Origin of the sequence: Pectobacterium artocarpous (genome assembly GCF_046159765.1) — a bacterium.
Classification (GTDB): domain Bacteria; phylum Pseudomonadota; class Gammaproteobacteria; order Enterobacterales; family Enterobacteriaceae; genus Pectobacterium.
The window spans coordinates 1-11,669 of sequence record NZ_JBJXVK010000029.1 but is presented as its reverse complement, the minus strand read 5'-3'; the positions used below and the strand labels follow the sequence as shown (position 1 = coordinate 11,669).

Here is an 11,669-nt window from a genome sequence, read left to right as displayed (position 1 = left end):
GCCCTCACTCTGGGAAATGACGTATAAAAAAACTGCCGTTACAGACAGACTGGCCGCACGGCCGCCGAGAGATAACTATTTGAAGCCTTTAAAATTAAATTATTTTTTCATCGGGATTATCACGTTACTGCTGGCGTTAGCGCTATGGCCAAGCATTCCCTGGCGTAGTAGCCAGGATGTCCAGCTCAGGCAGATCCTCTCACGCGGTGAGTTGCGTATCAGCACCGTTAATTCACCGCTGACTTATGCATTGAGCAGCGGATCCCCGACAGGTCTGGATTATGAACTGGCAAAACGTTTCGCCGACTACCTCGGCGTCAAGCTGGTGGTTTCGTCACGTAAGAATCTTGACGAACTGTTTAACGATCTGGACAGTGGCGACGCTGATCTGCTGGCTGCCGGGCTGATTTACAATCATGAGCGTTTGGAACGCTTCCGTGCTGGCCCAACCTACTACTCCATTTCACAACAGATGGTCTACCGCCTCGGCTCGCCTCGTCCGAAAACGCTGGATAAGCTGCAAGGTCGGCTTGTCGTCACATCCGGTTCCGCGCACGCCGCCACGCTGCGTGATCTAAAGACAGAAAAATACCCGCAGTTGAACTGGGAATCCGCCTCCGACCAGAGCACGCAGGAACTACTGAAACAGGTTGCCGACGGCAAGCTGGACTACACGCTGGGTGATTCGGTCACCATCGGTTTAATGCAGCGTATCCATCCGCAGCTCGCCGTCGCCTTCGATCTCAGCGACGAAGAACCGGTCACCTGGTATATGCGCCGTTCGCACGATGACAGCCTGTCTGCCGCACTGCTGGACTTCTTCAGCCAGATTGTCGAAGACGGGACGCGCGCGCGTCTGGAGGAGAAATATCTCGGTCACGTTGGCGAGTTTGACTATGTCGATACCACCACGTTCCTGAGCGCGATTGATGAAACGCTGCCAGACCTGCGCCCACTGTTTGAAAAATACGCCACCGATATCGACTGGAAGCTGCTGGCCGCCATCTCTTATCAGGAATCGCACTGGAACCCACAGGCGACGTCACCGACCGGCGTGCGCGGGCTAATGATGCTCACGCGCAACACCGCAGAAAGCCTGAACGTCACCGATCGGGTCGATCCTGAACAAAGTATTCGCGGCGGCGCGCAGTATATGTCACACATGATGCAGAAAATGCCGGACACCATCCCGGAGGATGAAAAAATCTGGTTTGCGCTGGCGTCCTACAATATGGGGTACGCCCACCTGCTTGATGCACGCAAATTGACGGAAAAACAGAAAGGTAACCCTGACAGTTGGGTCGATGTGAAAATGCGTCTGCCGATGCTAAGCCAAAAGCGCTATTACACGCAAACCACCTACGGCTACGCGCGCGGACACGAAGCCTACAACTATGTGGAAAACATTCGGCGCTATATGGTGAGTCTGGAAGGCTACCTGATAGAAAAAGAAGCTAAGGCACAGCAACAGACCCAGATCGCACAGGGCTATCCGGCCGTTCCTCTCAACAAGGTGCCGGAATAAGCCTGCATTAAAGCGACTATTCCTACTGCGCGGCGTTTTTCTCTGCCGCCCGACGGGCTTTATGCTGCTCACGGCGCAAGCGGAAGAACGCGCTGAGCGTTGCAGCGCATTCATCAGCCAGAATGCCGGATTCAATCACAATCTGATGATTCATACCCGGGTGGCGCAGAATGTCCACCAGCGACCCCGCGGCTCCTGTTTTCTCATCTGACGCGCCGTAAACCAGACGGCCAATACGGCTGTGTATCATCGCACCCGCGCACATGATACAAGGCTCCAGCGTGACGTACAGCGTTGTCTCCAGCAGGCGGTAGTTCTGCAACACCTGCCCTCCCTGTCGCAACGCCATAATCTCCGCGTGTGCGGTAGGATCGTGATGCCCTATCGGCCGGTTCCATCCTTCGCCGATCGCTTCGTTATCCAGCACCAGCACCGCGCCAACAGGCACTTCACCTTCATCCTGAGCGCGCTGAGCCAGCGTTAATGCATGGCGCATCCAGTATTCATCGTTACGCAGATTACCCACATTTCCTCGCTCAATTGTTGATATTTTGGCGGCGCATTATACATAGATGAAGGGCTGAAAAAATCATTCCAGCTGTTGCAGGCTACCTTTAGGGGTGACTCGCCAGCGGTGTTCGCAGAAATAGAGCAGCGGGTTGTCTTGCTTACTGTCGCTGTAACCGCTGTAGAGTTTGAGCGGCGCGCCTAAACGCTGCTCCATCTGAACGACTTTTTCATGCCCCAGGCAGCGCAACGTCAATACCCAGCCGCCGTAGCGACGTGTAATCTGGCTTCCCATCAGGCGCACGCCGGGCAGAAAAGGGGAATCATGATAAACCTGTTCCACCAGTCGCTGCGGCGATCCAGTTACCAGCCAAACCTGCGCATCGCTGTCTTCAAGATAGGTTTTCAGCCGCTGCTGAACCTGTGGAAACGGGATGACATCATGACGAAACGCACCGACAAACTGCTTTTCCTGTTGAACCAGTTCATCTTCATCGCGCCCGAATGTAATCGCCCATAGCAGCCAGCTCATCGGCCACCGGGCCGCACGGCCGCGAATCAATAACCCCAAGCCGATAACGGGCAATAGCGGGATAACCAAAACCAGATTTAGCGGCAACCGACGAAGTAAAAAACGCAGAAAGCTGCCAAACATGTCCTGCTGATGCAACGTGCCATCCAGATCAAAAAAAACAATGCGTTGCTCTCGCTTATCACTCAAAACGTGTCTCCCGACTTACCTCAAAATAGTTTTATCCGCCAATCAGCGCCTCACGCAGATAGCCGTTGTGTTGTTTCAGGCGCTCACGCGCCGATTCCACATCAATATTCGCCAGAAGCATGAGAATTGCAGGCTTCACGTCATTATCCGCCTGCACCAGCGCCTGACGCGCCCTTTCCCGATCGGCACCGGTCGCTTCAACGACGATGCGGCAAGCCCGATCCAACAGCTTCACATTAGTTGCCTTCACATCCACCATCAAATTCTGGTACACCTTTCCCAGCTTAACCATTACGCCGGTAGAAATCATATTCAGAACTAATTTTTGTGCCGTACCTGATTTTAGCCGCGTTGAGCCGGTTAACGCTTCCGGGCCAACCACCGGAGAAATCGCCACCTGCGCGTCTTGTGCGATAGGCGAATGGGGATTGCAGGAAATCGCCGCCGTTCGGCAGCCTACGCTACGCGCATAGCACAATGCGCCAATCACATAGGGTGTCCGGCCCGATGCCGCAAGGCCGATCACCATATCCGCCGCAGTTAAACCCAGCGCTTTTAAATCCGCCTCACCGAGTGCGGGATCGTCTTCCGCCCCTTCTACCGCTTTTAGCAACGCGCCCGGTCCGCCTGCAATCAGGCCGATAACCACTCCATGTGGCACACCAAACGTCGGCGGACACTCTGAAGCATCCAGCACGCCCAAACGGCCGCTGGTCCCCGCGCCCAGATAGATCAGCCGCCCACCTTCTTGCAGTGACACCGTCGCCAGATCGACAGCCTCGGCAATCGCAGGTAAAACCTGCGCAATAGCTTCGGGCACTTTCCGATCTTCCTGATTAAACGCGTGCATCATCTCCAGCGTAGAGAGTTGATCCAGCCCCATCGTCGCCGGATTACGTGTTTCGGAAACCAGTTTCCCTAAATTAAGATTCTCTCCATCCATCACATCTGAACGCATTCTGCTACCTCATGCTTTATATCAGCGCGCTACACGCCTATGACAAACCACCCTTTTCACCACTATACTGCTTTTGGGGTCTAGGAAAGTACGCTATTCTGCATAACACTATCTGCCTCACTCTCCATATGCATCTCGCAAGGTAAACAGAGAAACCTCAGTGCAGCTCTCCGGGTTCAGACTCTCCAGTTACAGGCTTTTCTTTATTAGCTGTCTGCTGTTTCTGCTGGCGGGTTCCCTACGTGCGGACTGGGATTTTATTACCATTAATCAGCGAACCGAGCAGCTTTATGGCCCGGCAACGCCCGATGCTCGCCGCCGGATAGATGAATGGCAAACGCTGTTGGTCAATTCCCGTAATAAAGAAGAAAAAGCTCTGCTAAGCAGCGTGAACCAATTTTTCAATGACCGTATGCTGTTTCGTGATGATATCGTCGTCTGGAATCAGGAAGATTACTGGGCAACCCCGATTGAAGCACTGCGTAAAGGTGCCGGGGACTGTGAGGATTATGCGCTCGCCAAGTATTTTACGCTACGCCACTTAGGCGTTCCGGCGGATAAATTACGTATTACCTATGTTAAAGCCCTGCGTCTGAATAAAGCGCATATGGTGCTAACCTATTATCCCACGCCAACCTCGATTCCACTGGTGCTGGATAATCTGACCAACAAGATCCAACCTGCGACAGAGCGCAATGATTTAGTGCCGGTGTATGCCTTTAATGGCGGTGGTCTCTGGCTGCCCGGAGCCAGCGGCAGCAACAAACGCGTCGGTGACAGTAAACGACTTTCACGCTGGCAGGATGTCTTAACCAAAATGCGTGCCGAAGGGTTTTCAATTGAGGAGTAAGGGTAGGCTATGTCTCTATACAAACAATTACTGATAGCCATCTGCCTGTTTGTGCTAATTATTTTCAGCGGGAGTTTTTTCGTCAGCCTGGAAAATTCGCGTGAACAGTACAATAACCAGCTTCACTCTCACGCGCAGGATGCCGCTACCGCACTAGGGCTTTCCCTGACGCCGAACATCGATGACCCGGCGATGGTAGAGCTGATGGTCAGCTCGATTTTCGACAGCGGCTATTTTTCCAGTATTCGCGTGCGAGATTTAAAAACCGGCAACGTCACGCTGGAACGCATCGCGTCGCCGGATATCCCTGACGTACCGGCCTGGTTTGTGCGGCTAGTCAACCTTCAGCCCGGCGCGGGTGAAGCGATCGTGATGCGCGGCTGGGAACAGGCGGCAAAAGTTGAAGTCATCAGCCACCCGATGTTCGCAGTGACCCGACTGTGGCGCAGCAGCACCGCCTCTTTCCTGTGGTTGCTCGGCTGTGGCACGCTGGGCGTGTTTATCGGTGCGCTGTTCCTGCGTCGCCAGCTACGCCCGCTCGATTATATTGTCGACCAGTCGCTGGCGATTACCCGTCGTGAATTCCTTAGCCAGCCAGATTTACCCAATACGCCAGAATTTCGCCGCGTCGCGCAGGCGATGAACCTGATGGTTAGCAAGCTCAAAACGCTGTTCGAAGAGGAAGCGGAGCGAAGCGAGCGCCTACGTCAGGAAGCTTATCAGGATCCTCAAACCGGATTGAATAACCGCCGCGCGTTTGACATGCAGTTCAACGACAAACTGGCCGATGAGGAAACCGCGCCCGGCTTTCTTATCATGATTCGCGTGCAGGATTTGGCGGGAATGAACCAGCGGTTGGGCGGTCAGCGTACCGATGCGCTATTAGCCTCCGTCGGGCATATCTTGAGCAAAACGCAGAAACAACATACTAATACAGAGAGCCTACTGGCGCGCATCCGTGGGGGAGAATTTGCGCTATTCTGTCCCGGTTTAGTCGATAAAGAAGCCTATGCGCTGATTGGCGAACTGACGCGCAACATCGAAACCTTGCATCTGACGGGCGAAACAGACGTCTCCCCTGTCGCCCAATTCGGCATGGTGCCTTTCCATCCCGGCGATACCGCACAATCGCTGTTTATTCAGGGCGATCAGGCGCTCACGCGAGCCGAAAGCAATACCGATACCAGCGCCCCTCACGAGATACCGTCCGTTAGTACCGAACAGCTCGAAACCGCTCGCCATAGGTGGTTTAACCTGCTCGATCCTATTCTGGAACAGGAACGCTTGCAGCTTTTCCTGCAACCGGTCGTCGCCTGTGACGATCCCAGCCAGGTGTTACATCACAAGGTACTGGCTCGCATTCAGGATGCGCAAGGTAACAGTATCGCCGCAGGCCGCTTCCTACCGTGGATTCAACGCTTTGGCTGGGATACCCGTCTGGATCAAACGATGCTGCGCGAAGTGCTGGACTATCTCCGTCGGCACGACGGCAATCTGGCGCTGAGCCTGTCCGGTACCACCGTCCTGAATCTTCATCTGCTCGCCGATCTGCTTGCCCCATTGAAGCATCAGCCTGACGTCGCCAGACGACTGATTCTGGAGCTGGATGAGAACCAATTGCCAGACAGCACCCAACTGGAAGCCTTAATCAAGCTGCTGAATGAGCATGGCTGTGCGCTGGGGCTACAGCATTTTGGTGGGCGCTTTAATATGATTGGTAACCTGTCCCAATGGGGGCTGGCTTATCTGAAAGTCGATGGCAGCTACATCCGCAACATCGATCAGGAAGACGATAAGCAAATGTTTATCGAAGCGCTGTATCGCGCCACCAACAGTATTGCGCTGCCGCTTATCGCTGAACGTGTTGAAACCGCCGGTGAGCTTAAAGTGCTTCAGGAGATGGGATTGCAGGGAGCGATGGGACGGCTGCTGGGTGAACCGGCACCCGCGGTCAGAGTCTGATGCAACATCGTTTTAGCTAACGGCCTTAACACCCCGGCTTCTCACGACAATATTGAGAAGCCGGAGCCATAATGAAAAGCAGGGATCGACGCTAAGATATCCTCTCTCTACAACATCATTTCTTCAAAACATCGTCTCTTCATCGTCGCCAATCAGCTTGTTTAATCCGCCATTCAACGCTTCACGCGCCTGCGCACGGTTGATCAATTTCAGCTGTGCCGCCTGAGGGAAATCGGTAATGCTCACTACGCCTTTTTGAATCAAAACCTGAATTAAATCCTCCAGCACGCGCACCATTTCCAGATCGCTTTGCCGCAGTTGCTGAAGGCTGGACATCGCTGCCTGATGGCTACGGAACCAGGCCTGCGCCTCACGCGAATCATCAGGTAACTCGCCATTCATTTCAGGAAAAGGACTCTGCTCTACCTTCATCAGGTGGCCATCACTGTCGCGCTGGATATAAAACATTCTCGGAGACCTTTTAAGTTTTTGATAAAGACAGGAGCCAGATCGGCTCCTTTTCCCCTTTCCTGTCAGCTAGACGATTCAGGCTTGCTGACCAGACTCTCCAGCGACGGTAATGCGCCGTTATAATGTTCCAACGTAATCGACACTGCAACCGTTCCGCCTTTATCCGCCGTAAAGTTCCCCGCCGTGCTCACTTCAATCGTCGGTGAACCCTGATTATCGGTGATACGAATATAGCGGCTGATATCGGTTCCTTCCTCCAGTTCGCCCACCAGATCGCTTAAATCAATCCGGTCACCCTCTTTGGCATTAAAGTCTTTGATCACATCGTTGCCAATATCGCCTGCCTGCCACTTAAAGGTATCCGCGCCTGCGCCGCCGATGAGCGTATCGCCCCCAGCGCCACCAATCAGGATGTCGTCTCCGCTACCGCCATAAAGTAGGTCGTTACCCTCTCCGCCAATCAGCGTATCGTTTCCGCCCTGCCCGAAAAGAATATCATTCCCTGCTCCACCACTGAGTGTGTCGTTGCCATCGTTCGCCGACGACAGATCAAACTCGGCGCTGTGCGTTGCAATGTAGCTATGCATCTCTTTCGCAGTGGGTACACCGGTTTGCATACCTAACTGCTTGCCAATGTAGTTCTGCAAGGCGGTGATACCATTGCCGTCGATATTAGGAAATGACACGACATCGCCGAACAGCACATCATCGTTATATATGCCGGACATCGTGTCATTGCCCGCCGCACCGACACTCAGTCCATACTGTTCAGCACCTTCTGCCGAATAGCCGGTTGCCGTATCGTGATTGCCCATTTCTGTCGATGTTGCCTGCGCAACTACGTTGAATTTACCTGCGTCGACGGGCACGTCGAGCGTAATCTTGCCAGCCAGCGTCTGAGCATTGTTGGCGTTCTTAATGAGATACGATCCATCGTCACCAACGGTATACGTCACATTGTTAATGTGGTCGGTCAACACCGTTCCTTTCGGGATCCCCGTGAGTGTAATTCCTGACAGGGTTTCACTGCCGTCGCGATCGGTCAGGGCTGCCGACACATCCAACGTATGCGTCTGCGTCCCAGCCTGACCAGGCACCGTTTCTATCTTCGCGCTGTTCGTGCCCGGCGTGTATGTCGTACCGTCGCTGTAGATCACGCCTTCAATATTGTTACTGACCTGCGTGGTAAACGAGCCTGACTTGCCGCTGCCATCGGTATAGTTAACTTTCAGTCCGTCCAGCGTGTTAACCGACGTATCCTGATTGTTGTTCGTACTATAGGTTGCGTTATAAGTGTAACCCGTCTCTTTCATAACGAACACGTAGTCAGAATGCGCGCTGCTGCCATTATTCGTCCGGTTACCGTTAAACGAATCCAGATCGCGATGATCCTTACGATCCGCCGGCCAGTCACTCTGTCGATAGAAATACCCACTGTTGGAATGCACAACAAAGATATCGCTGTAGCTGCCATCCCCGCTGGTATTGCCCTGACTGTAATACGCTACCTTGCCATTGCCGACCACCTTGGGTACCGGATCCCCTTCGGTTAGCCAAACACGGACACCGTTGCCCACGGCGACAATTTGCCCATTTTGTACGTCGAAGCCACCGTCGGCGCTACCGCCATTGACCTTAATAATTTCCGACGAGGTCGGCGTTGTCGTACCACTGGTGATGCTCAGGCTCACTACCGGCGCATCCGCTACTGGTGCAATGCCGATATGCAACGCAGCGTTATCGCCCGTATTACCCGCGCTATCGACAGGCCGATAGCCAATATCACCCAGCGACGCGCCAGAGATATTTCCCACTGGCATAAAGCGTAGATCGGTGTTGTCAGCGGTAAAGGTTTGCCCAACCGTGACCGCTTTCCAACTCCCGCTATCGTTAAAATAGAGCGTGCCAGCGCTGGCTGGCGGTAAAGATGAAATCACGATGCTTGTGGTATCACTCGATACGCCCAGATCGCTCCAGTCAATATGGAGCGGCGTGTCTTCCGTTCCAGACACAATATTATCGTGTGCAGCTGGCGGCGTAACATCCATGATAGCCTGGCTGTTATCATGCGCCTGATTACCTGCCGCATCGGTTGCCGTCGCGCCAGCGGTAATCTTGCCTTCCGCTAACGTACTCAGATCGACATTCGCCTGCCATTTACCATTCGTCACAGGTACGTCATGCAGCGTAACCGACTTACCACTCACATCGGTAAAGACCAGATCGACCGTCTTCTCGTTACTGGTACCGCTGATTACCGTATTTTTCGACTCACTCTGGCTGACATACCCATCGTTACCGGCGAAATTCGTAATATCAATTTCTGGTGCGGTCGTGTCTACACCGTATGCATGATGGGTATTCGCCGTGGTGACGTTACCTGCCGCATCGCGTGTGGCGACGGTGGCACTCACCTCGCTATTTGCTGCAAGAACAGCGCCCGGCACGTTGACGCTCCAGGTTTTACCGTCGGCATTCACCGTCGTCTGGTAGGTCTCGCTACCGACGGTCACCGTCACCGCATCACCGGCTTTCACGTCATTATCGACTTTACCCGTCACGGCAATGCTCTGCCCTGACTCGGCGGCATTAATCACATTATCCGATGTGACATCGTCAATAGAGATGGATGCCGTTGGTGCAACGGTATCGACGCTATAAGCATGAGAAGCATTGGCGGTGGTGACATTGCCTGCGGTATCACGCGTCGTCACCGTGGCACTCACCTCACCGTTGGCGGCCAGTACCGAACCCGGCACATTGACACTCCAGGTTTTACCATCGGCATTCACCGTGGTCTGGTAGGTCTCGCTGCCGACGGTCACCGTCACCGCATCGCCCGCGTTGACGTCATTACCCACCTTGCCGGTGACGGCAATCATCTGGCCGGATTCACTGGCATTAATCACGTTATCGGACGTGACGTTATCGACAGTAATAGAAGCGGTTGGGGCCACCGTATCGACGCTGTAAGCATGAGTGGTATTGGCTGTCGTGACATTGCCTGCCGCATCACGCGTCGTGACCGTGGCACTCACCTCACCGTTTGCAGCAAGAACTGCGCCCGGCACGTTGACGCTCCAGGTTTTGCCATCGGCATTCACCGTGGTCTGGTAGGTCTCGGTGCCGACGGTCACCGTCACCGCATCACCGGCGTTGACATCGTTATCGGCTTTACCGGTGACCGCGATGGTCTGGCCGGACTCGGTAGCATTGATGACGTTATCGGACGTGACATTATCAATAGAGATAGAAGCCGTTGGTGCAACGGTATCGACGCTGTAAGCATGAGTCGTATTGGCGGTGGTGGCATTGCCTGCGGTGTCGCGGGTGGTGACCGTGGCAGAGATATCACCGTTGGCAGCCAGTACCGAACCCGGCACATTGACACTCCAGGTTTTACCATCGGCATTCACCGTGGTCTGGTAAGTCTCGGTGCCAACGGTCACGGTAACGGCATCGCCCGCGTTGACGTCATCACCCACCTTGCCGGTGACCGCAATGGTCTGGCCGGACTCGCTGGCATTGATCACGTTATCGGATGTGACATCATCGACAGTAATCGAGGCCACCGGTGCCACCGTATCGACACCGTAAGTGTGAGAGGTATTGGCGGTGGTGACATTGCCTGCGGTGTCGCGGGTGGTGACCGTGGCACTCACCTCACCATTGGCGGCCAGTACCGAACCCGGCACATTGACGCTCCAGGTTTTACCGTCGGCATTCACCGTGGTCTGGTAGGTCTCGGTGCCGACGTTCACGGTAACGGCATCGCCGGCTTTCACGTCGTTATCGACGTTACCGGTGACGGCAATCATCTGGCCGGACTCGCTGGCATTAATCACATTATCCGCTGTCACATCATCAATAGAGACAGAAGCCGTTGGTGCCACCGTATCGACACCGTAAGTGTGAGAGGTATTGGCTGTCGTGACATTGCCTGCCGCATCGCGTGTGGTGACCGTGGCACTCACCTCACCATTGGCGGCCAGTACCGAACCCGGCACATTGACGCTCCAGGTTTTACCGTCGGCATTCACCGTGGTCTGATAGGTCTCGGTGCCGACGGTCACGGTAACTGAATCACCCGCTTTAACTTCATTGCCGACTTTACCGGTGACCGCAATGGTCTGGCCGGACTCGCTGGCATTGATCACGTTATCGCTGGTAACGTTATCGACAGTAATCGAGGCCGTTGGTGCCTCGGTGTCGACACTGTAAGCGTGAGTCGTGTTCGCAGTCGTAACGTTACCCGCCGCATCGCGTGTGGTTACCGTGGCACTTACATCGCTGTTGGCGGCCAGTACGGAACCCGGCACATTGACACTCCAGGTTTTACCATCGGCATTCACCGTGGTCTGGTAGGTCTCGGTGCCGACGGTCACCGTCACCGCATCGCCAGGTTTGACATCGTTATCGACGTTACCGGTGACGGCAATGGTCTGGCCGGACTCGCTGGCATTAATCACGTTATCGCTGGTAACGTTATCGACAGTAATTGAGGCCGTTGGTGCAACGGTATCGACACCGTAAGTGTGAGAAGTATTGGCGGTGGTAACATTGCCTGCGGTGTCACGGGTGGTGACCGTGGCACTCACTTCACCATTGGCGACCAGTACCGAACCCGGCACATTGACACTCCAGGTTTTACCGTCGGCATTCACCGTCGTCTGGT

The 11,669-nt window shown here is 54.4% G+C and carries 8 protein-coding genes; 3 read left to right on the top strand and 5 right to left on the bottom strand.

The window, feature by feature from the left end:
- The first annotated feature begins 16 nt into the window (after positions 1–16).
- The gene (gene mltF / locus ACKQAD_RS17430) at positions 17–1,525 is read left to right on the top strand and encodes a membrane-bound lytic murein transglycosylase MltF (protein ID WP_409161283.1); all 1,509 of its coding nucleotides are present in this window, start codon (positions 17–19) and stop codon (positions 1,523–1,525) included.
- A gap of 22 nt (positions 1,526–1,547) precedes the next feature.
- Here the strand turns inward: mltF and tadA are convergent, their stop codons facing one another.
- The 3 genes from tadA to murQ all read right to left on the bottom strand — a co-directional run bounded on the left by tadA (position 1,548) and on the right by murQ (position 3,711).
- Entirely contained in the window at positions 1,548–2,051 is a 504-nt protein-coding gene (gene tadA / locus ACKQAD_RS17425) for a tRNA adenosine(34) deaminase TadA (protein ID WP_409161282.1), read from the bottom strand.
- Between the two features lie 63 nt (positions 2,052–2,114).
- Positions 2,115–2,753 carry a phosphatidylglycerophosphatase C gene (gene yfhb / locus ACKQAD_RS17420; RefSeq protein ID WP_409161281.1) on the bottom strand — a complete coding sequence of 213 codons (639 nt, stop codon included), beginning with the start codon at positions 2,751–2,753 and terminating at the stop codon, positions 2,115–2,117.
- Between the two features lie 31 nt (positions 2,754–2,784).
- Positions 2,785–3,711 (bottom strand): N-acetylmuramic acid 6-phosphate etherase, encoded by a 927-nt coding sequence (gene murQ, locus ACKQAD_RS17415; RefSeq protein WP_409161280.1) that lies wholly within the window; start codon positions 3,709–3,711, stop codon positions 2,785–2,787.
- Between the two features lie 160 nt (positions 3,712–3,871).
- Here murQ and lapG point away from each other — a divergent pair, with 160 nt between their 5' ends.
- Positions 3,872–4,561 (top strand): cysteine protease LapG, encoded by a 690-nt coding sequence (gene lapG / locus ACKQAD_RS17410; protein WP_409161279.1) that lies wholly within the window; start codon positions 3,872–3,874, stop codon positions 4,559–4,561.
- Between the two features lie 9 nt (positions 4,562–4,570).
- Positions 4,571–6,523, top strand: a complete 1,953-nt coding sequence (gene lapD / locus ACKQAD_RS17405) for a cyclic di-GMP receptor LapD (protein WP_409161278.1) — start codon at positions 4,571–4,573, stop codon at positions 6,521–6,523.
- Positions 6,524–6,646: 123 nt separating this feature from the next.
- Here the strand turns inward: lapD and ACKQAD_RS17400 are convergent, their stop codons facing one another.
- Positions 6,647–6,991: a hypothetical protein gene (locus tag ACKQAD_RS17400; protein WP_039360752.1), complete on the bottom strand. Its 345-nt coding sequence runs from the start codon at positions 6,989–6,991 to the stop codon at positions 6,647–6,649.
- A gap of 65 nt (positions 6,992–7,056) precedes the next feature.
- The coding region (locus ACKQAD_RS17395) for a beta strand repeat-containing protein (RefSeq protein WP_409161277.1) at positions 7,057–11,669 on the bottom strand (4,613 nt) is incomplete at its 5' end.